General features: G+C 29.9%; 18 protein-coding genes and 4 pseudogenes. 17 read left to right on the top strand and 5 right to left on the bottom strand.

Translation table 11 applies throughout. The features are described 5' to 3' along the window. Window positions 1–87: 87 nt before the first annotated feature. Together SSP_RS08190 and SSP_RS08180 are read right to left on the bottom strand one after the other, a co-directional pair. Window positions 88–1,236: an alcohol dehydrogenase catalytic domain-containing protein gene (locus tag SSP_RS08190; protein ID WP_011303359.1), complete on the bottom strand. Its 1,149-nt coding sequence runs from the start codon at window positions 1,234–1,236 to the stop codon at window positions 88–90. Between the two features lie 571 nt (window positions 1,237–1,807). After that, the gene (locus tag SSP_RS08180) at window positions 1,808–2,719 is read right to left on the bottom strand and encodes a DMT family transporter (protein ID WP_011303358.1); all 912 of its coding nucleotides are present in this window, start codon (window positions 2,717–2,719) and stop codon (window positions 1,808–1,810) included. Window positions 2,720–2,844: 125 nt separating this feature from the next. Between SSP_RS08180 and SSP_RS08175 the strand changes: the two genes are divergently transcribed. Beyond that, window positions 2,845–4,257 (top strand): PLP-dependent aminotransferase family protein, encoded by a 1,413-nt coding sequence (locus tag SSP_RS08175; protein ID WP_011303357.1) that lies wholly within the window; start codon window positions 2,845–2,847, stop codon window positions 4,255–4,257. 405 nt (window positions 4,258–4,662) lie between these two features. Here SSP_RS08175 and SSP_RS08170 read toward each other — a convergent pair whose 3' ends face one another. After that, on the bottom strand, window positions 4,663–5,007 hold the full coding sequence (locus SSP_RS08170) for a winged helix-turn-helix transcriptional regulator (RefSeq protein ID WP_002508649.1): 345 nt from the start codon (window positions 5,005–5,007) through the stop codon (window positions 4,663–4,665). A 90-nt stretch (window positions 5,008–5,097) separates the two neighbouring features. On the opposite strand from SSP_RS08170, the gene hxlA reads away from it, so the two are divergent. The 5 genes and pseudogenes from hxlA to SSP_RS08155 all read left to right on the top strand — a co-directional run bounded on the left by hxlA (window position 5,098) and on the right by SSP_RS08155 (window position 8,290). Continuing rightward, window positions 5,098–5,730, top strand: a complete 633-nt coding sequence (hxlA, locus tag SSP_RS08165) for a 3-hexulose-6-phosphate synthase (RefSeq protein WP_011303356.1) — start codon at window positions 5,098–5,100, stop codon at window positions 5,728–5,730. Window positions 5,731–5,732: 2 nt separating this feature from the next. Further along, window positions 5,733–6,281, top strand: coding sequence for a 6-phospho-3-hexuloisomerase (hxlB, locus tag SSP_RS08160; RefSeq protein WP_011303355.1), 549 nt, complete (start codon window positions 5,733–5,735; stop codon window positions 6,279–6,281). 437 nt (window positions 6,282–6,718) lie between these two features. Beyond that, window positions 6,719–6,834 (top strand): annotated as a pseudogene (locus tag SSP_RS12800) (DUF536 domain-containing protein); the annotation flags it as partial. Window positions 6,835–7,213: 379 nt separating this feature from the next. Continuing rightward, window positions 7,214–7,637 (top strand): annotated as a pseudogene (locus tag SSP_RS12795) (NmrA family protein); the annotation flags it as partial. Window positions 7,638–7,766: 129 nt separating this feature from the next. Then, window positions 7,767–8,290: pseudogene (locus SSP_RS08155) on the top strand (hypothetical protein). 189 nt (window positions 8,291–8,479) lie between these two features. Here SSP_RS08155 and SSP_RS08150 read toward each other — a convergent pair. Next, window positions 8,480–8,881 (bottom strand): annotated as a pseudogene (locus SSP_RS08150) (alcohol dehydrogenase catalytic domain-containing protein); the annotation flags it as partial. Window positions 8,882–8,997: 116 nt separating this feature from the next. Here SSP_RS08150 and SSP_RS08145 point away from each other — a divergent pair. From SSP_RS08145 to SSP_RS08110, 9 genes are all read left to right on the top strand, one after another. Next, a complete protein-coding gene (locus SSP_RS08145; RefSeq protein WP_011303348.1) occupies window positions 8,998–9,672 on the top strand; it encodes an IS6-like element IS257 family transposase in 675 nt (224 codons plus the stop codon). Window positions 9,673–9,871: 199 nt separating this feature from the next. Then, on the top strand, window positions 9,872–10,063 hold the full coding sequence (locus SSP_RS08140; RefSeq protein WP_011303347.1) for a hypothetical protein: 192 nt from the start codon (window positions 9,872–9,874) through the stop codon (window positions 10,061–10,063). Window positions 10,064–10,072: 9 nt separating this feature from the next. Beyond that, window positions 10,073–10,483, top strand: a complete 411-nt coding sequence (locus SSP_RS08135; protein ID WP_011303346.1) for a YolD-like family protein — start codon at window positions 10,073–10,075, stop codon at window positions 10,481–10,483. Between the two features lie 313 nt (window positions 10,484–10,796). Then, complete coding sequence (locus SSP_RS13195; protein ID WP_011303345.1) at window positions 10,797–10,988, top strand: hypothetical protein; 192 nt, start codon at window positions 10,797–10,799, stop codon at window positions 10,986–10,988. A gap of 539 nt (window positions 10,989–11,527) precedes the next feature. Continuing rightward, complete coding sequence (locus SSP_RS13000) at window positions 11,528–11,635, top strand: putative holin-like toxin (protein WP_011303344.1); 108 nt, start codon at window positions 11,528–11,530, stop codon at window positions 11,633–11,635. An 83-nt stretch (window positions 11,636–11,718) separates the two neighbouring features. After that, window positions 11,719–12,402 carry a helix-turn-helix domain-containing protein gene (locus tag SSP_RS08125; protein ID WP_011303343.1) on the top strand — a complete coding sequence of 228 codons (684 nt, stop codon included), beginning with the start codon at window positions 11,719–11,721 and terminating at the stop codon, window positions 12,400–12,402. Continuing rightward, on the top strand, window positions 12,363–13,271 hold the full coding sequence (locus SSP_RS08120; protein WP_011303342.1) for an IS3 family transposase: 909 nt from the start codon (window positions 12,363–12,365) through the stop codon (window positions 13,269–13,271). The genes SSP_RS08125 and SSP_RS08120 overlap by 40 nt, the downstream gene beginning before the upstream one ends. A 140-nt stretch (window positions 13,272–13,411) precedes the next feature. Then, window positions 13,412–13,726: an ArsR/SmtB family transcription factor gene (locus SSP_RS08115; protein ID WP_011303341.1), complete on the top strand. Its 315-nt coding sequence runs from the start codon at window positions 13,412–13,414 to the stop codon at window positions 13,724–13,726. An 18-nt stretch (window positions 13,727–13,744) separates the two neighbouring features. Next, a complete protein-coding gene (locus tag SSP_RS08110) occupies window positions 13,745–16,276 on the top strand; it encodes a heavy metal translocating P-type ATPase (RefSeq protein WP_011303340.1) in 2,532 nt (843 codons plus the stop codon). 558 nt (window positions 16,277–16,834) lie between these two features. Here SSP_RS08110 and SSP_RS08105 read toward each other — a convergent pair. Next, window positions 16,835–17,458, bottom strand: a complete 624-nt coding sequence (locus tag SSP_RS08105; RefSeq protein ID WP_011303339.1) for a LysE family translocator — start codon at window positions 17,456–17,458, stop codon at window positions 16,835–16,837. Window positions 17,459–17,838: 380 nt separating this feature from the next. Between SSP_RS08105 and SSP_RS13190 the strand changes: the two genes are divergently transcribed. Together SSP_RS13190 and SSP_RS08095 are read left to right on the top strand one after the other, a co-directional pair. Then, window positions 17,839–18,093: an adenylate kinase gene (locus SSP_RS13190; RefSeq protein WP_011303338.1), complete on the top strand. Its 255-nt coding sequence runs from the start codon at window positions 17,839–17,841 to the stop codon at window positions 18,091–18,093. A 525-nt stretch (window positions 18,094–18,618) separates the two neighbouring features. Next, window positions 18,619–20,502: a glycosyltransferase family 2 protein gene (locus SSP_RS08095; protein ID WP_011303336.1), complete on the top strand. Its 1,884-nt coding sequence runs from the start codon at window positions 18,619–18,621 to the stop codon at window positions 20,500–20,502. The last annotated feature ends 356 nt before the right edge of the window (window positions 20,503–20,858 follow it).

The following is a 20,858-nucleotide window of genomic DNA, read 5'->3' as shown; positions in this document are numbered from 1 at the left end:
GCGATTCTGAAAATTATCACATGAAATTAATAAAGAAGTCTATATACTGGTTATAATCTGTATATAGACTTCTTTATTAATTTATTATTATGGTTTTAGAATTACTTTAATATTATTATCTTTTTTCTGATCGAAAATATCATACGCTTGTTTTGCATCTTCTAAAGGCATTGTATGAGTTATAATTTCTGTTGGATCAAAAACCTCATTTTTAATCATTTCATATAATTTTGGCATTTGATGAATAACTGGCGCTTGTCCACTTTTTACTTGGACATCTCTATTGAAAATTAAATCTATTGGAAAATTGTCTGCAGGTGTACCGTAAATACCAGTTAATTGAATCGTTCCAAATTTTCTTACTGATTCAGCTGCTGTAATAATGGGACTAATATTACCTCGTTGCGCTGAATTTGAACTTATCTCTAAATCATCTTGAGCAACTTGGCCATCCATTCCAACACAATCTATAACGACATCTGCACCACCGCGTGTGCTTTCATGAAGTAATTTTCCTATATTATCTTCTTTAGAAAAATTATATACTTCAGCGCCATTGGATTTTTTGGCATGGTTTAATCTATGTTCTACATTGTCAATGGCAATAACACGTTCAGCGCCTTTTAATTTAGCAAATTTTTGTGCCATTAAACCGATTGGGCCACAACCGAGAACAATAACGGTATCTCCAGATTTTACGCCTGCATGTTCAACACTCCAATAAGCTGTTGGGACCACATCAGATAAAAATAATACTTGTTCGTCTTTCAAATCACTATCTGGAACTTTGAAAGAGGAGAAATCGGCAAATGGGACTCTCAAATACTCTGCTTGACCTCCCCAGTGGTTTCCGTGCATGCCACCAAAACCGAAGAGTCCACCATTATTCATTTTCCAACTTGCCGGTGATGGATTAGAATTATCACACTGAGACTCCATTTCATTATTACAATAGAAACAATCGCCACAACCTATGTTAAAAGGTATAACTACTCTATCTCCCTTTTTTAAGGTTTTAACCTCTTTTCCTACTTCTTCTACAATTCCCATTGGCTCATGTCCAATAACAAAATCAGGATCCATAAATAAATCACCTTGATGGTAAAGATGTAAATCAGAACCACATATACCTGAAGCTGTTATTTTTATAATTGCATCCGTTGATTCTTCTATTATTGGATCATGTACTTCACGCACTTCCATATTTTTATGACCTTGATAAGTAACTGCTTTCATTTGTACCATCCTCCTCTAAAGATTTTACCCTTGATATTATAATGTAAACTCAGAGTAATAAATTGATTTATTACTCTTTTCAGAAAATTGTTAGTTCATATGTAGCAAAATGCCAAACATCGTATTTATTTAGCCAAAATTAATTAAAAAGTAATTATAGATAAGTTTAATACATGTAAGCAATATACTAGAATAAAATTAAAGATTTACCTAAAAGTAACTATACAGTTTTGACCCGTTTATAAGTAATTGCTGATTTTAAAGAAGAATTTGTGTGTTTTCTTAAACCGAAATAAAAATCTGAAAAGCGAAGGATTTTAATGTTTATTGCTTTTAAAAGCTGATAATTTAAATGCACATTATGTTATTGCTACTTTTTGGGAAATTAAGTTACTTACAAACTATGGAAGATTCTCGAAAATATAAAGTACCTCATAAGAAAAGAGAGATAAAAAATGTATAGATCAAGATATATTCGTTAACGAGCATGTTTTGAAATGATTAAGACACTCTTTATAAAGAAATATCTTTTTTATACTACTTTATAGCTTAAAAATTTTGAAAAATTTGTTTAATTTTCATACTTACTTTTTTTCGGTGTAGTTAAAGCTACGACAGCTATAATAATAAATAGTCCGCCTACTAGTTGATAGTATCCAAAGGATTCATTTAACCAAGTAATTGAAATGATGATGGCAACAAGAGGTTCTATACTGGATAAAATGCTTGTTTCAGATGGGGATAAATACTTTAAACTTCCGATATAAAGAAGAAATGAAAGAGTTCCACTTATAATCACACCTAATAACATAACAGTTGTTGTGATTGTTAAGCCTTCAATAAAACTTTGAATACTTAAATTTAAATTTAATAAAAAGGAAAATACACCTGCGATTAACATCCCCCACCCAACTACAAGAATGACGCCCCATTTTTTGATTAAAGAAACCGGTTGTATAGTGTAAAATGTAAAACCTAGCATTGTAAGAAGTCCAAAAATAATACCCTGTTTGGTTAGAAGAATGTTTTGATACGAACCATTTGTGATTAAAAAATAGAGACCAATTAAAGCTATAACTATAGAGATAAATTGTCTGGCAGTTGGTAGCTGCTTGATTTGTATGGATACATAAATTGTAATAAGTATTGGAGAAAAAAACTGAAACAACATAGCCGTGACAGCATTGCTTACATTGATTGTCTCGATAAAAAAGTATTGAGCACCGAGCATACCAATAGCGCCAAATAATATGAGTTGAAATCTGTGACCTGGGTACTTCCAAATTTCAAAGATTTGTTTTTTTGAAAAAGAAAGATACAAGAGAAGAAAAATTCCAGCTAATAGTAAGCGAAAAACAAGAAAATCTATGGATGAAATGCTGGAATGTTGGAAAAGCCACTGTATCATCGGACCCGATAGGCCCCAAAGAGTTGCTCCACTAATAATCATAATATATCCTATATGTTGATTTTGCTGATTCATTTTAACCCTCCATTGTTAGTATTTTTTATTGCTATGATGTAAAAATTGTACTCTTACGGTATTATAGTGAATATCTGACTCTTTTATAAGTGCCAGTATTTTATTAGTAGAGGGGGCCAGAGTTAATGTTACAGTTAACACCGAATTTTGATATTCAAAGCAAAGATCCGATTTATATCCAGTTATATTCGTATATTAAACAAGAGATAAAGAAAAAAAGGTTATTACCTGAAATGAAGTTGCCTTCAAAACGAAAACTTTCTCAGCATCTTTGTGTTAGTCAAAATACTGTTGAATCTGCCTATGGGCAATTAGTTGCTGAAGGCTACTTAAAAGCACTTCCTAGAAAAGGATATTATATTTGCGATATTGAAGAAGAGGATTTTAATATAAATTATCAAAACCCCCAGTATGTGGAGGAAAAATTAAATAACAACGATGGTTATACCTATGATTTTGCATACACTGGTGTTGATCCAGAATCTTTTCCTTTTAACCTTTATAGAAAGTTGGTAAATGAAATATTTCAAAGTGATAACAAACAAATATTACAGTTAGGCCATCCTCAAGGAGAGCTATATTTACGAAGAGCAATTGCGGATTATATTTACGAAGCAAGAGGAGTAAAATGTTATCCAAGTCAAATTGTTATCGGATCTGGCACACAAACTTTAATGAAGATACTTTTTCTATTATTACCAAAGAGCAAATTTGCTGTTGAAGACCCTGGATATCATAGGAAAATGATGTTATTTGAAAAAGAAGCAAATCAAGTAGAATTCATTCCAATCGATTCAGAAGGTATGCTTGTTTCTCATTTAATTAAATCTGATGCAAATGTAGCGATTGTGACGCCGTCCCATCAGTTTCCTAGTGGTATGATTATGCCGGTTTCAAAACGCTTACAAATATTGAAATGGGCAAAAGAACAAAAAGACCGTTATATTATTGAAGATGATTATGATAGTGAATTTCGATATAGTGGTAAACCAGTACCTGCGCTTCAAGGGTTAGATACCGGAGAAAATGTAATTTATATGGGTACTTTCTCCAAATTACTATTACCTTCTCTGCGTATTAGTTATATGGTTTTACCAATTTCTCTAATCAATATCTACCAAGAAGACTTTTTCTTTTATGCTCAAACAGTCTCTCGCATAGACCAAAATATCTTAAAAGAATTTTTAAATAGAGGACATTGGGAAAAACATATTCAAAAAATGAAAGTGGTTTATCGAAAAAAAAGAGATGTTTTAATTACAGCTATTTCAAAACATTTCCCAGAAAGTGTTGAAGTTATAGGCGAAGACTCTGGTTTGCATTTAACCCTACGTTTAAATAATGGTATGACAGAACAAGAGGCTATTGATCAAGCAGCAAAATTTGGTGTAAAAGTAAATTCTGTTTCTGAATACGGGGAAAATGATGGCCAAACCGTCCTCCTTGGCTTTGCAGTACTATCCATAGAACAAATAAAAGCAGCAGTTAAACTGCTTGAAAAAGCATGGTTTGAAAAAAATACAAGTAATCATTATTAAGAATTTCTTTTTCAATAATGACTTTAAAGGTAAGTATATACAAAGTATTGTATATAAGAATGATGCTAAAAGAGACTTTTGTTACTCATACTGTGATATCAACAATAGTTTCGATAGCAAGGTTAGTATTTATACTAATATTCCATTATTTTTAATATTAATTTTATTATAAAGATTAACTTAAAGCGAAGTATAATTATACTTCGCTTTTTTAAATATATAATCTAATGACCCTATATACACTATTAATATCAGAAAAAATATTTTGTATGTTTAGAGCGTACTTATATGTCTCTGAGTCATTCTCTATTTATATCAATTTACTAGTCAATATAAAAACATATCAATATTCCTCAAAGAGATTATATAAAGTTCGGTTCAATTTTTCTTCTTTAAAAAAATTAACTAATTTTCATTATTAATTAATTTCAAATATTCATCTCCCCATTCACAAATACCATAGACCACATTGTCGAGAGACAAACCAACACTAGTTAATCGATATTCAACTTTTGGAGGGACTACTGGATATATAGTTCTTTTTATTATCATATCCTTTTCAAGCTCCCTTAATTGTCTAATTAACATTCTTTGATTAATATCTGGTAATTTTTTTTCTAATTCACTCAACCTAAGTACTTCTGATTGTAATAAATGATAAATAATAGGGATTTTCCATCTACCACCAATTACTGATAAAGCTAAATCTTTAGAAGTGTAAAATAATTTATTATTATATTCTATTAACAATTTCTTCTCCTCAGTGACATATTTGTCAGTATTGTATTTCCGAAGTTATTATAGCATAATGAATACATAATATATAGGAGGTAACAACATATGGAATTACAATTAGCAATTGATTTATTAAATAAAGAGGAAGCAACAATACTTGCGAATAAAGTTAAAGATTATATAAATATCGTAGAAATTGGAACACCAATTGTTATAAATGAAGGATTACCAGCTGTACAACATTTAAATGATAATATTGATGGTGTAAAAGTATTAGCAGATTTAAAAATTATGGATGCTGCCGATTACGAAGTAAGTCAAGCAGTTAAATTTGGTGCAGACATAGTAACAATTTTAGGCGTTGCAGAAGATGCATCAATTAAAGCTGCAGTTGATGAAGCACATAAACACGGCAAACAATTATTAGTAGATATGATTGCAGTACAAGATTTAGAAAAACGTGCGAAAGATTTAGATGATTTAGGCGCAGATTATATCGCTGTTCATACTGGTTATGACTTACAAGCTGAAGGTCAATCTCCTTTAGAAAGTTTACGTAAAGTTAAATCTGTAATTAGTAATTCTAAAGTAGCAGTTGCAGGTGGTATTAAACCAGATACAATTAAAGATATTGTTGCAGAAAATCCTGATTTAATTATTGTTGGTGGCGGCATTGCAAATGCTGATGATCCTGTAGAAGCTGCTAAACAATGTAGAGCTGCGATTGAAGGAAAATAATGATGACAGAAATCACAAATTATCGTTTAATACTAGATGAAATAGACAACACATTATCACATGTGAAAGACAGTGAAGCCGAAACGTTTTTAAAGCAAATTATTAAAGCAGAGCAAGTTTTTGTATCTGGAAAAGGACGTTCGGGTTTTGTAGCAAATAGTTTTGCGATGAGATTGAATCAGCTTGGGAAGGGTGCGCATGTAGTTGGTGAGTCCACTACACCTTCCATTACCGAAAAAGATTTGTTTGTTATCCTTTCTGGCTCAGGTTCGACAGAGCATTTAAGATTATTAGCAGATAAAGCTAAAGCTGTAGGTGCAGAAGTTGTATTATTGTCAACAAATCCAACGTCAAAGATTGGTGAACTTGCAAATGCAGTGATTGAATTACCGGCGGGAACGAAATATGATACTGAAGGTTCAGCACAACCTCTAGGTAGCCTATTTGAACAAGCATCACAAGTGTTTTTAGATAGTATTGTTTTAGATTTAATGACTGAGATAAACGTTGATGAAGAAACAATGCAGCAAAATCATGCTAATCTGGAATAAAACCTACAAAAGATATTCACTTTAATACTCCACATTTATTTGTGGGGTGTTTTTAATTTAAAGAAACGCCTTGAGATATTTCCTAGTAGTTATAAAAATTAATTAGTATTGAATATCACGACTACATTTTTGAAAAGTGATGTAGATTTATAGCCATAATTTTTAGATTTACATTGACGATACTGCATCAAAAGAAAAAGCCAATCTACTTTTTCTAGGTTGACTTTTATTTTTATATCTAAAGGCATACTTACACACCTAAAAAACGTCGTGCTAAAAACAAATTTACATGTGGTAATCCAGTATCCTTATTATACATTTTAACAGTTGGTTTAAAGCAAACTTTAAAAATATATAATTTTTAACCTATTCAATTACATTTGTTTCTTAAAACGCATATATGAGCCAGAATAGAAAAGAGTTGCAGGAAAGATCAAAGATTGCTTAAGAATCAGCAAGTTTTGGCGTTAGAGAGTAATAAAAAAGATTCAAAAATCAATTAGAAGAAGAGAGGCTGCTTAATTATTCCTTTGATACACCTACTAATGATAGATAAAACGTAGATGTGTAAGAAGCATCATATACTACAGACGCTGTAAATATTAATCAACATCAGGAAGAAAAAAGGGTAAATAAACACAACTTAAAAAGGCTTTTAGAGTCGTTTGTTAGTAACTAATTGTCATTAAAAAGGTGCGACAAGCTCATAAACTTGTCGTACCTTTTTATGTGAATCGTACTTCTGATACTCATCAATTTAATTTTAAATTTAAGTTCATTTATCAATAAAATTGGGTATTATTTATTAAGAGACGTAGAACTCTTGCCACACTTATATCAAATTAATTTAATTGTAATGAGTAATTTAGCTTATTATGAAAAAGATGAGCTGAGGCAAGCATGTGCCTGCTCATTTTAAAATTGAAGGCTAAATTTACGAAAAAATTCTATTAACAGATGCTTCAGCATATATAGTAAATAAGTCTAATGAACAAAATGTTACATGGAAATCTTCAGATTTATTTAATTTAAATGAGATAACAGAAGTAATGAAAAACGTAGATATCGCTATGTATCTTGTTCATTCGATCATACCTTCAGCTAAGTTAACACAAGCAAGTTTTAAAGATATAGATGAAATATTAGCAGATAATTTTGCTAAAGCATCAAGGTTTTAATAAAGTTAAACATATCATATTTATGAGTGACCTAATTCCAAATACGAATGAATTACCACCATGTTTAAGAAGTCGCTTAGAGTGTAAAGACATTTTAGGAGCATATGGTGTGCCAGTAACTACGTTGAGAGCTGGACTAATTATAAGTGCTAAGGGAAGTTCTTATCCAATACTAAAAAATTAGTATCCAATGCTCGTTTTTATATAGTTAATATGAAATTTATATTCATAGATTGTTTAATATAAATTGTTTTATGTTATCTTTAATTTCCTACTACTATTTTCTAAAAAAGAAAAGGAGCTAAATATGATTAATATTATATCAGCGATAGGATCGCTTGGAACATTTATTATGGCGTTATTTTATTTTGTATCAGTATCAGTTCAACTTTACCAAATGAAAATAAGTTTTATTCCTGCATTAGGATTTAATCAGATTTTATTAATTAGAGATAAAGACCAAAAATTAAAATTAAAAAACACCACTTCCAATGTGGAAGAAAATGAAGATTATTTGAAATTATATAATTTAGGAGGCGGTGCAGCAAAAAAATCACCATTGAAGTTTTATTAGGTGAAGATAAAGTTATTCAAAAAAAGTATGTTAATATGTTGCCTAGTAAAGAAGGTTATATGTTACCTATAAATAAGACAGTATTTGATGAATTAGAAGATACTATAAAAAACAACGGTTACGAATCCAATATGAACATTAAGTTATCCTATTATCATAATGTGAGTAGAAAAAAACAAGAAATATTTTTAAAAGGGCATATAGATGCATTCAATAACTACGAAGATAAGAACATTTATGAATTACAGTTTATTTAAAGTAATAAAATGAATGAAAAATAAGATAGTTAATAGTAAGGCCTTTCTTTAACAAAATGCTTTTTAATCATAAAATAACTAAAACGAAATATACAAAAGTACATTAAAGTTCTTCATAAAAAATAACTAGCCTAGAATTACAAAGAGTGTAAATTTATGTCTATAATTAAAATTCTAGTTAGAAAAATCGTTCTCTTCTGGGACATTTGTAAATTCTGCAAATCCACCATCAGAACCTAAACCTATAAATGAATAACCATCGTAAAGATCAATATTTTCTTCTTTTTCACGATTTGAAACTGTAGGATTAATGACAACACGATCGCCTTTATTAAATTTTGTAACCTTAGAACCAATATCATCTACTACACCTGCAAATTCGTGGCCTAATGTAACGGGCGCTTTTTGGCCAAGGAACGGGTCAGGTTTGTCTGTTGAAATAAATATAGGGCCTTCTAAGTATTCATGTAAATCTGTCCCACAAATGCCAGCCCAAGACACTTTAACTTTAACCTCATTATCTTGTAACTCTTTAGATTTTCGATCTTCAACTCGTACATCCTTTTGACCATACCAAACTGCTGCTTTCATTGATAAAATCTCCTTGTTTTAGTTAATTTAATAGTATGCCTTTTAAAAGTTACTTTCAAAGGTTCTGTTGTAAAGTTGAATTTATAGTATAATTTTAACAAAAAGGAGTCTTCTGTATGAACTATTTCAGATATAAACAATTTAACAAGGATGTTATCACTGTAGCCGTTGGCTACTATCTAAGATATGCATTGAGTTATCGTGATATATCTGAAATATTAAGGGAACGTGGTGTAAACGTTCATCATTCAACGGTCTACCGTTGGGTTCAAGAATATGCCCCAATTTTGTATCAAATTTGGAAGAAAAAGCATAAAAAAGCTTATTACAAATGGCGTATTGATGAGACGTACATCAAAATAAAAGGAAAATGGAGCTATTTATATCGTGCCATTGATGCAGAGGAACATACATTAGATATTTGGTTGCGTAAGCAACGAGATAATCATTCAGCATATGAGTTTATCAAACGTCTCATTAAACAATTTGGTAAACCTCAAAAGGTAATTACAGATCAGGCACCTTCAACGAAGGTAGCAATGGCTAAAGTAATTAAAGCTTTTAAACTTAAACCTGACTGTCATTGTACATCGAAATATCTGAATAACCTCATTGAGCAAGATCACCGTCATATTAAAGTAAGAAAGACAAGGTATCAAAGTATCAATACAGCAAAGAATACTTTAAAAGGTATTGAATGTATTTACGCTCTATATAAAAAGAACCGCAGGTCTCTTCAGATCTACGGATTTTCGCCATGCCAAGAAATTAGCATCATGCTAGCAAGTTAAGCGAACACTGACATGATAAATTAGTGGTTAGCTATATTTTTTTACTTTGCAACAGAACCTTAATATTTATAGTTTCATTTATTATGAAAGTAATTAGAAAGTAACCATAGAGAAAAATAACCACCCTGATAATTTTGGGAGGTTATTTTTTTATTTACATATGCGAACAAGTGTTCTATTATATTCATGAGGTGATTATATGAAACCTAATTTAGATTGGAGTAAAAATTTTCAAGAATTTCAAGAAATATTAAATTCTGGAATTAATCCAGAGTGGTTATATAATGCTAAAGCGAATATGGTTTTAAACCCAGCTTATACTGGTGAAGGCAAGCAATTTTTCTTTACTAAGGACATTATAGAAGCTAGTAAAACTATTCCATTTTTTTGAGGTGATAATATGAAAATAATAAATCCTAACGCACCAGATGAATATAAATACGAAACTGATTATCGCAATATATCGAGAGAATATCTTAATTCACATATACCAGAAAGTAGAGGCATCGTTAAGTGGCAAGCCTTCAAGACACTCCCCGAACAATACGAGCAACTAGAACAATACATACAAGATCAAAATAAGATTGATAGACCGATATTAGACGACGATCAATTGAATGACCTTAATAACACATTAATTTTCAAAATGTATAATGACCCATCAATTGAATTGCGTTACTTCGAAACTGGATATATTAAAACAAAAGTAGGTTATATTCATAAAGTAGACGTGCATACTAAAACACTACACATGTATGAAGATACTGGAATGAGTGTGTTGAATTTAAAAGATATTGTGGAGATAAAATAAGGGAGCTATTATGGAAACACATCAGTCCGCCCGAGCATATCGTTGAGTAGTTATTATTGTTATTAAAGTTGACATAGATTTTTTTAATTACTCTTATTATTGTATATTAAAATTAGCTAGTGAAAAACTAGCGCAATTCACCTTTTGTAAAATGATATATTTTTAACAGTCTGCCCCCACAGGCTGTTATTTTTATGTAAATTTACTTAACATAAATTTTTTCACAAAAAATAAATAGTATATAATGATTTTAGCTAGCGGAAACTAGCTATCTTAACCTTCCACTATTTAAATAAAAACGAGCGTGATAATTATGAGTGAATACAAACAGGTAATCAAAAAACTAATTGAAAGCGAGATAACTGGTTATCAAATATATAAGAACACACTTATAAATCAAGCTATAATTTCTACTTTAAGAAACGGGAAACGTGATTTAGACAATCTATCATTAAAGAATGCAGAAAAACTATACCAATATGGAAAAGCCCACCTAAGTGAATAGGTGAATATTTTTTAGGGCAAAAAAAGACAGATTATTTAAAAAAGTGCAGACGCTCATAGAAATATAACATTTTAAAAGTCTTTTAAAACAGTAATTCCACAAGTCCTTTTAAACATCAATATACAATCGTAAAAGTAATAACAAGAATCTGTCAAGGTGTTTAAAATTGCACAATAATAGATTTAGTAACGTTAAAGATAACGAACTAGTTTCTACCATTAAAATGTAAGAAATATATAATCAATATTTTTATGGCACTGGCATGGCACTAAAACGCTACAAAAACTGATAATAAGGGCTGTATAGCAGCCCTCCCAGGACACTAAAAGAATAAATTACATATTATTCAATTAAGAATCTTGCGCTTGCAAGGTTCTTTTTTTATAGTATTAATGTAAGCGGGATAGTAAGCGAAATGGAAAGATTTGAAGAAAGCAGATTAAGGTGAGCAAGTTGGATAGATGGTGGCTAATATCAGTATAAAGTGAGGTGGTGCTTATGAAAGTACCGACAAAATCTTTAGAAAGGAGACGCCTTGTTTGGTTTCAATTGTAGAAGTGCCGTACTTAATGTTAGGTTTCGGTACATTCATCGTTACCTTGTTAGGTATAGCAATCACAATTGTTAAATCAAGCCATAAAAAATAACCATCCCAACTTTTGATACACTCCCCTAAAAGTAGACACTTTAAATATAAAAAGTGAACTATAATTAGGGGAGTGTATTTTTTATGACTACAAATAAGATGCCTTTAGAAAAGCGTATTAAAATAGTTGAAGATATAGTTGATGGAAATATATCTAGATATAGTACAGCAAAAAACAATGGAGTTTCTAGCGCTACATTACAAGAATGGGTAAGAAGATATAAAGCTTATGGTGTAGATGGATTAAAACCTTTTAGTAAAAGAAATAAATACTCTGCAGAGATTAAAGCAATAGCTATAGAAGATGTGTTAGAAAGGAATATTCCACTGTATAAAGTTGTTAACAAGTATAATATTAGCTCTATATCAGTTTTAAAATTGTGGTTAAGAAATTATAAAAAGGGAAAATCTAACAAGCACACAGGGAAAGGGTTTTCCACTATGAATAAATCAAGAAAAACAACTTTATCTGAACGTATTGAAATTACTGAAAATGTCATAGCTAAAAATTATAACTATCAAGAGGCTTCCGTGGAATATGGTGTTTCCTACCATCAAATATACCATTGGGTGAAGAGCTATAAAAAGAATGGTATAGATGGATTAAAAGATAAACGTGGAAAAAATAAAAAACAAGAATTATCTGAAATAGAACTAATAAAATTAGAAAATAAAAAACTAAAAACAAGAATAGAATACTTAGAAATGGATAAAGCAATCGTAAAAAAGTGGCAAGAGTTCAAGTATCGAAACAATCATTTTCATTAGGTCATAAAGAACATTTATATCAAATGATATTTGAGCTCAACAGAGAACAAAATTACAGTATTAAAATGTTATGCGAGCGTCTAGAAGTCAGCCGTAGTGGTTATTATAAATGGTGTAATAAAGAAATTTCTAATAATGAAAAACGCTCTAAATTAATTGCAAAAGAAATTAAGTGTATATTTAAGAACTCTAAAGAAACCTTCGGTGTAGTAAGGATACATTACGCTTTAAAAAGAGAGTGCAATTTAAATGTTAATATAAAATGTATTAGAAGAATTATGCGAATTTTAGGTTTACAAGCACAAATCAGAAAAAAACGTCCTAATTGGACTAGAATCAAACCACATTTCACAGCTGAAAATATATTGAATAGAAATTTTGAAGCCAATAAACCAAATCAAAAATGGTTTACAGATATTAGTTACTTAAATTATGGAAAAGGTCAAAAAGCTTATATTAGCGCTATAATTGATAGGTATGATTTAAGTATAATTGTTTATAAAGTGAGTAAGCGTAATGATTTAAAATTGGTTATGGACATATTGAAATTAGCCTTACAAAATAATGATGCATCTAATACAATTTTACATAGTGACAGAGGTTTTCAATACACTTCTAAACATTACAAGAACTATTTAGATACACATAACGTAAAAATTAGTATGTCAAAAGCAGGAAGTTGTTTAGATAATCAACCGATAGAAGCTTTTTGGGGTACGTTAAAATCAGAATATTACTATAGAAATCAATTCAGCACATATGAAGATCTTGAAACAGGCATCAGTGAATATATTAATTATTATATGAATAAAAGATATGTTCCAAAATTTGATGGACTAACACCAAATGAATATAGGAACGTATCTTAAGAAAGAATAATTACAGACTAACTAATAAAATTAATTAGGACAAACGAAATTCTAATTAACATTATAAAAAGGATTGAATAACATATTATCAAATGGTAATATGTTATTTATATTAGTCTTAGGTAATATGAGGTGATTAAATGCATGATATTGAGTTAAAAGCACATTTTATACATGGTCTTTCTAATAAAGTACGTTTGATGATATTAGAGCTACTTAAATCGAAAGAAATGACTGTCAATGAGATTGTTAAACAATCTCAAATAAGTCAATCTAGTATTTCTCAACATTTATCTTGTCTCAAAGGGTGTGGTTTGGTTAATTCTAGACAAGAAGGTAAATACGTTTATTACCAAATAAAAAACAATCAAATTTTAGAACTGCTTAAACTTATTGATTCTGTAGTTGAAAATACTGAAGATGATATTCAAAGTTGCCAGTATCATACTATATAACGAAAGAAGATGACTTAAATGAGTACTAATTGCTGTAATAATAAAGCTGAATCTAATACTTGTTGTACAAGTAACTCAGTTAACGAAAATAAGTGTTGTAGTAATGAGCCTAAGGTAGCAAATCAAAATGACGAATGCTGTACAAATAACGGTGAAAGCATCGATTCAACTCATAACATTTCATGTAATGCTATGAGTAATAGTTCTGAAGAAGACGATGAAGTAGCCACCCCATTTTCAAATTATAATTTTAAAGTAACAGGTATGGATTGTAGTTCATGTGCAATAACCATTGAAAAAGCGTTAAGACCTTTAGACGATGTAACTAATCCTAAAGTTAATTTTTCTACAAGTAAATTAAGCGTTGGACTAAAATCTCAAAGTAGTATTAATCAAGTGACTCAAACACTAAAAAAATTGGGTTATGGTATCGAAGAAAATGATAGCAATCAAAACTATACAATATTTTCAATAGAAGGTATGGATTGTGGTAGTTGTGCTAAAAGTATTGAAAAACATTTGAACAATTTACCCTATGTAAATGACACACAAGTTAGTTTTTCAACTGGAAAAATGCAGATTGATTTTGAAGGCAATCAAACTAAAAATATTGAAAAAGAAGTTTCTAAAATCGGTTATTCTGCTACATTACAATCCAGTAATAAAAATAATAATACAAAGTGGCGTTTGTTTAGTAAGCCTATTATATCAACACTATTTCTTATCCTTGGTATTGTTTCATCTATGGTATCACTACCCATTTGGATAACTAATTTGATGTATATCATAGCTATTGTAGTCAGTGGTATAAAACCCTTAAAAAGTGCCTATTATGCTATTAAATCTAAGAGTTTAGATATGAATGTTTTAATGTCTGTAGCTGTTATTGGTGCCATATTAATTGGTGAGTTTTTTGAAGGCGCAATCGTCGTTTTACTATTTACTATTGGCACTTTATTACAAACTATTTCTATAGATAAAACAAGAAATTCTATTCAATCGTTAATGGATATTACACCAGCAGAAGCAAACGTTGTAACAGAGACGGGGATAATTTCAAAAAACTTAAAAGATATTAGTATTGGAGAAATTTTACTTGTAAAACCAGGCGATCGAGTACCACTAGATGGTACGATTATAGAAGGATATTCAAGTTTAAATCAGGCACCTATAACTGGTGAATCTATTCCTGTAGACAAAACGATAAATGAAGAAGCTTATGCAGGTTCTATTAATGAAAACGGGACTTTAAAAATACGTGTTTCAAGATTAGTTAAAGATACCACACTGTCTAAAATCATTCATATGGTTGAAGAAGCACAAGAAAACAAAGCACCTACACAAGCTTTTATCGACCGGTTTTCTGAAATTTATACACCCATTGTATTCATATTAGCATTATTAGTAATGGTAATCCCTCCTATTTTTTCTTTAGGAACATGGGGAGAATGGTTTTATAAAGGACTTGAACTACTTGTCATAGCATGTCCGTGTGCACTAGTTATTTCGACTCCTGTAGCTATTGTCACTGGGATTGGTAGCGCAGCAAAAAAAGGTGTACTTATCAAAGGTGGCAACCATTTGGAAGCTTTAGGTACACTTTCAGCTTTAGCTTTTGATAAAACTGGAACGCTGACTGAAGGACGCCCAAAAGTTTCAGAAATTAAAACAATCGAATCTGACAAAGAAATGTTTTTGAATATTGCGCTAAGTTTAGAATCATACTCAACGCATCCAATTAGCAATGCAATTGTTGATTATGTCTCACAATTTAAATCTATAACATACGATGTTACTGATTTTGAAAATATTGTTGGACGAGGTATTAAAGGTAAAATTGACCATAATAATATTTATGCAGGAAACATAAAGTTAATCGAATCTATAAATGAAAATATTGTAAATTATAAAGAAGAAATATATTCATATGAGCAACAAGGATATACAGTTATTATTATTGCAACAGCAGATAAAATCCATGGTTTTATTACTGTTGAAGACCCATTAAGGTCGGATATTAAGCAAACATTACAACAATTAAATGGAAGTAATATTAAAAATACTATAATGCTTACAGGTGATAATAAAGGAACTGCACATAAAATAGCGCAACTTTCAGGTATCAAAGAGGTTTATGCTGAGTTAATGCCTGAAGATAAATTATCAGCTATCAAAGATTTACAAAGCAAAGGCTATCGTGTAGGAATGATTGGTGATGGTATCAATGATGCCCCTGCTTTAGCACAAAGCGAAGTTGGTATTGCAATGGGCGGTATTGGTTCAGATACTGCAATGGAAACAGCAGATGTTGTATTAATGTCAGATAATGTACATCAACTAACAGACACTATCACTATTAGTAACAAAGCTAAGAATATAATTAAACAAAATATATATTTCTCTATTATTATTAAAATGATTGCTTTTATCTTAGTATTCCCTGGGTTACTAACACTTTGGTTAGCCGTATTCAGCGACACTGGCGCAGCGATATTAGTTATACTAAATTCATTGCGCTTATTAAGAACTAAGAAAAACAATTTATTATAAGTTTGTCCAACAGTTTGAATGAAATAATATTAACTAATACAAAAGCTAGAACAGCATTTACTGTTCTAGCTTTTGTATTTACTTCTATATTAAGTGAAATTATTATAAAAATAAAAGATACGTTCTGTAATTTCACAAATTATTGCCAAACTCTGGAACGTATCTAAATAATTAATTTTATATTTAAGGTGTCTACCTTGACGGTAGTGGTTTATTTGGCAGGTTGAGGGTTATTTTTTAACTATAAATTTCAGGAACCGTCTTTTTAACGGGCTCAATTGGGCGATACACTTATGTGTGTTGCCCTTTTTTCAACATACAAATTAAAACAACACAAAATATCAACAAATTATATAAGCAAGCAGTTTTATAATATTTTAGTAATTCATTGAACACATAAATCATAGTGTGGTCATATATATGAAAATACTTAGTGGACAATCTACTATGAGTTTTTAAATTGTTTATAAGTTAAGCTATTTTGACTCTAAGACATTTATTTATATATAAGACTCGCAATAACCAAAAAGTAATTAACAAAAACGATATTGTAATCATTTAATGTTTTGTAGTTAATATCTTGAGGGATAATGCAATTAAAGTTGTACTAACGATATAATCGAAACACATTTTAACCTTAGGTTTTTCAAAGATGATTTTTATGTAATTAAAGACCAAAGTACATAAACTAAACCATGTGATTACAGTTATTATAAATAGGATTGAAAATATTGCTACTTGGATACTTTGGTTACTTTGATGGTTTATAAATTGAGGTAATATACTAATATAAAATAGAATTGCTTTTGGATTTAAAATCATAGTGATGAATCCTTGTTTATATGACTTAAATAAATCGGGTTTTTCTGTATTTAAGCCATCTGATTTATCATACTCAAATTTGTGCGCATTCAGTATGTTTTTCAAACCAAGATAAATAATGTAGGCTGCACCTAATATTTTGATTAATAAAAATATAGTTTGTGAACTTACGAGTATAAAAATAAGCCCAAGTGTTGCTAATGTAGCGTAAATTAAATGGGCACTGGCGATACCTAATGTTGTGGAAATACCGCTTTTAATGCCACCATGTGTACTGTTTTTTATAACTGCAAAAAAACTAGGCCCCGGTACAATAAGTATGAGTAATGACATAATAATAAAGTTAATCCAATGATTCATATGAAATTCCCCCTTATATTGAATTTTAGAAATGAGTTACACCTTGTTTTCATGTTAATTTAATAATATGCAAAATCAAATAAATTAACAACTCATTCAAATAAATAGTTAGCTGTTTTTTAAATTGCGAAAATGGGCGAAATGGTTGGTTGGAAATAGTAAGGACAGAGAAACAATAAAAAATATTCAAAGGCTCTACGTTCTAATAAACGTAAAATATACAGATTTAGTGTTTGGCTATTGTTTCCATTACAGTGATATTTAGTATCATATTCTACAAAATGATTCACAATATATGCTTAATCGTATATGCTTAACGTTACTTACCACTCATATCATAATGTCTATAACTTTCAACATAGTTAAATGGAGGTAGAACGATGGATAAGGTAATGGTTGTTGGGTCTTCTGGATCAGGAAAATCAACATTTTCACGTCAATTATCAAAGATACTTAAAGTCCCTGTTTATCATTTAGATATGTATTTTTGGAAACCAAATTGGCAGATGATGCGTTATGACGAACAAATTAAGATACATAAGCAATTGATTCAAAATAATAAATGGATAATTGATGGCAATGATTCATCGCTATTTGATGAAAAAATTAATGAAGCAGATACAATCATTTTATAGATTTACCTAGAGTCGTTTGTTTTTACAGAGTGTTTAAAAGATATATTGCAAATATAGGAAAAACACGTATAGATATGAGAGAAAGTTGTGAAGAAAGGTTAACTTTCACATTCTTAAAATATATTTGGCGCTATCCAATTGATAGAAAACCGCAAGTGCTAGAAAAAATTAAAATGCAAAGTAACCATAAACATGTATTTGTATTGAAGGGTCAAAAGCAAATTCGAAATTTTTCGAGGAATTGTTAATTTATATGACGCAATATGATTAAAATTCGAGATTTTTCATCTTATACTTAGAAGGTTGAAATATTGATTTTTCTATTAAATATATTCCTATAATATATTTAATGATTATATGTGTAGTATATGGTTATTGTATGTTAACGTAAGATAAGACTTTCTCAAAAATTAATTTTTAAGTATTCAATTATATCTACAACTTAGATTATAAAAGTGTTAGAAAACATTTAGCATTAACATATATAAGTATCAAACAGAATTTATTTAAAAGGGGATTCATGCAATGAAGAAATTGCTATCTATCATAGTACCTGTATACAACAAAGAGTTATTTTTAGAATCATGTGTAGAGTCTATTAATAATTTAAATATAAATAAAGAAGCCATTGAAGCAATTTTTGTAGATGATTGTTCTAGTGATCAGTCTTTAGAAATAATAGAAGAATTTGTGGCTAAATACAATTTTATTAAATTGATTAAATTAAATGAAAATACAGGGAGCCCTTCGGAACCTAGAAATGTAGGGATAAACAATGCGCAAGGTGAGTATATTACGTTTTTGGATGCCGATGATTGGTTAGACGCAGAAGGATTGCCAACATTATTAAATCAAGCAGTGGATCATCATTCAGATGTCGCATTTGGTCAAAGTGTTAAACATACTGAAAAAGCAATTAAGAAATTAGGTAGATTTAGCTCGTATAAAGTCGCCAATCATTTAGTTCCTTATGAAATTGAACGTATATTTAGAGCTGTAGGTCCACCTGGAAAAATCATAAAACGTCAAATTATTTTAGATAATAATATAAAATTCAAACATATGAAGTATGGAGAAGATAAGTTATTTTTTATAGATGCGATCTCAAGATGTCAAACGGCGTCGATGAATCCGAGTCCGGTATATCATGTTAACCGTTATTCTTATAACCAATCTTTAGTCGGCGAAACGAGCATTATTGAGAAAACACAATTAAACTTATCTGTTTTAGAAGAAGTACTAAAATTAGATATTCCTGAAAACGCTGAATATCAAGCGATTAGTAGAATTATTGAAATGGATTTTATGTCGCGTTTATTTAATAACAAGCGATTTTTAAATGCTGAAGATAAGCAAGCGTTTTATGATTTGTTTAATCAGATGGAGCGCACGCTAGAAACTCATGGTAAAAATTTAGAATACTATTTATTGAATGATAAATTTAGAAATATCTATCACTTTTTAACACATGAGTCATATCAGGAATTATGTGATTTCATAAAATTGGTTATACAAGGTGGAAACGCTAAAAAGTATGTTAAAGATAACCAAATATATTTTTTAATGTCTGATAATTTAACAGAAGCGTTACCTATCAAAGAACCTCTTTTCGCAGTTTATGAAGGCACACACTTTATCGATAATGAAATGAAAGAGGTCGTTCGTTTATATAAAGATGATAATAAGGTAATTAACAAGGTTGTACTGACTGAACTTAATAATGAAATCAATACAATAGATGTAGAATTTGAGGAAAAAAATCAATATATTTATTTTAGGACTGATGATTTGAAGCAATGTGATTTTGATTTCAATATTAGTATTATTTACGATGGTTATAAATTCGTAAACGTCAATATGAACTTACCCAATGCAAATACTACTATAAATCTTAAAAGACAAGGATTTAAAGCAGAATTCATATCAACAATAAAACCGAAGTCCAAAAAAGTGGATGATAGTAAATATTTAACATATAACCCTAAAGCGATTTCTCTTGTGAAACAAGCCAAACTGTATGATGATGTTGAATTTAAACAACCTGCTCAAATGACCATTGAAATGGGGGAATTAATAAATATTAAAGCATTGGTATATACGCGAAACGGGACACCAAGACTTCAGACAGAAAAAGGTCACTATTTAACTGCAAATAAGCAATTTATTCAAGCAGTTAATAAATCGAAACAAGCCCAATATATTTATAATCAACCTAGAAGCGTTAACATCTTGAAAAAATGTAAGGAATACTCAAACAGAAAATTCGATGGAGAAGCAGTGAATGTATTATCTGTTAGCGATCATGTAGACATTCAAAAAATTGTACTATCACCTAAGGGGACGCCAAGACTCAAAACTTTTAAAGATACATTTATCACTGCTAATCGTGATTTTGTAGAGGAAAGTTAAGATCCAAGAGATTTAAATTTGGTCCATAAAACGAAAAGTAAAAAAACTAAAGCGAGCGACAGAAATCGAATGGTCCAATAACGATTTCATAGTTCCATCTAGCCATTCACTAACTGGCTAAAAAGACTAAGACATTTTTTATGTGCTTAGTCTTTTTTTGTAAATAATGATAAATCTCTAAAATACATTGCTGTCGATGTGCTTATACTGCATTGATTAGCGCATGGCATTTTATTATGCCCTCTATTTATCATACTTTTTAAATTAGCATCCATTTTGCGGTTAGATCATGAAAGTAATAATCAATTACATAATGATATTCAATTTCATACTTTAAAATACTAAACAAACTCAAA

Origin of the sequence: Staphylococcus saprophyticus subsp. saprophyticus ATCC 15305 = NCTC 7292 (assembly GCF_000010125.1) — a bacterium.
Taxonomy (GTDB): domain Bacteria; phylum Bacillota; class Bacilli; order Staphylococcales; family Staphylococcaceae; genus Staphylococcus; species Staphylococcus saprophyticus.
This window is presented reverse-complemented; position numbering and strand designations above follow the sequence as displayed.

Coding starts and splice junctions, on each gene's coding strand:
- hxlA (WP_011303356.1), top strand. CDS start 5,098: ATGGAATTACAATTAGCAATTGATTTATTAAATAAAGAGGAAGCAACA.
- SSP_RS08175 (WP_011303357.1), top strand. CDS start 2,845: ATGTTACAGTTAACACCGAATTTTGATATTCAAAGCAAAGATCCGATT.
- SSP_RS08125 (WP_011303343.1), top strand. CDS start 11,719: ATGACTACAAATAAGATGCCTTTAGAAAAGCGTATTAAAATAGTTGAA.
- SSP_RS13190 (WP_011303338.1), top strand. CDS start 17,839: ATGGATAAGGTAATGGTTGTTGGGTCTTCTGGATCAGGAAAATCAACA.
- SSP_RS08110 (WP_011303340.1), top strand. CDS start 13,745: ATGAGTACTAATTGCTGTAATAATAAAGCTGAATCTAATACTTGTTGT.
- SSP_RS08135 (WP_011303346.1), top strand. CDS start 10,073: ATGAAAATAATAAATCCTAACGCACCAGATGAATATAAATACGAAACT.
- SSP_RS08180 (WP_011303358.1), bottom strand. CDS start 2,719: ATGAATCAGCAAAATCAACATATAGGATATATTATGATTATTAGTGGA.
- SSP_RS08105 (WP_011303339.1), bottom strand. CDS start 17,458: ATGAATCATTGGATTAACTTTATTATTATGTCATTACTCATACTTATT.
- SSP_RS13195 (WP_011303345.1), top strand. CDS start 10,797: ATGAGTGAATACAAACAGGTAATCAAAAAACTAATTGAAAGCGAGATA.
- SSP_RS08190 (WP_011303359.1), bottom strand. CDS start 1,236: ATGAAAGCAGTTACTTATCAAGGTCATAAAAATATGGAAGTGCGTGAA.
- SSP_RS08145 (WP_011303348.1), top strand. CDS start 8,998: ATGAACTATTTCAGATATAAACAATTTAACAAGGATGTTATCACTGTA.
- SSP_RS08095 (WP_011303336.1), top strand. CDS start 18,619: ATGAAGAAATTGCTATCTATCATAGTACCTGTATACAACAAAGAGTTA.
- hxlB (WP_011303355.1), top strand. CDS start 5,733: ATGACAGAAATCACAAATTATCGTTTAATACTAGATGAAATAGACAAC.
- SSP_RS08115 (WP_011303341.1), top strand. CDS start 13,412: ATGCATGATATTGAGTTAAAAGCACATTTTATACATGGTCTTTCTAAT.
- SSP_RS08140 (WP_011303347.1), top strand. CDS start 9,872: ATGAAACCTAATTTAGATTGGAGTAAAAATTTTCAAGAATTTCAAGAA.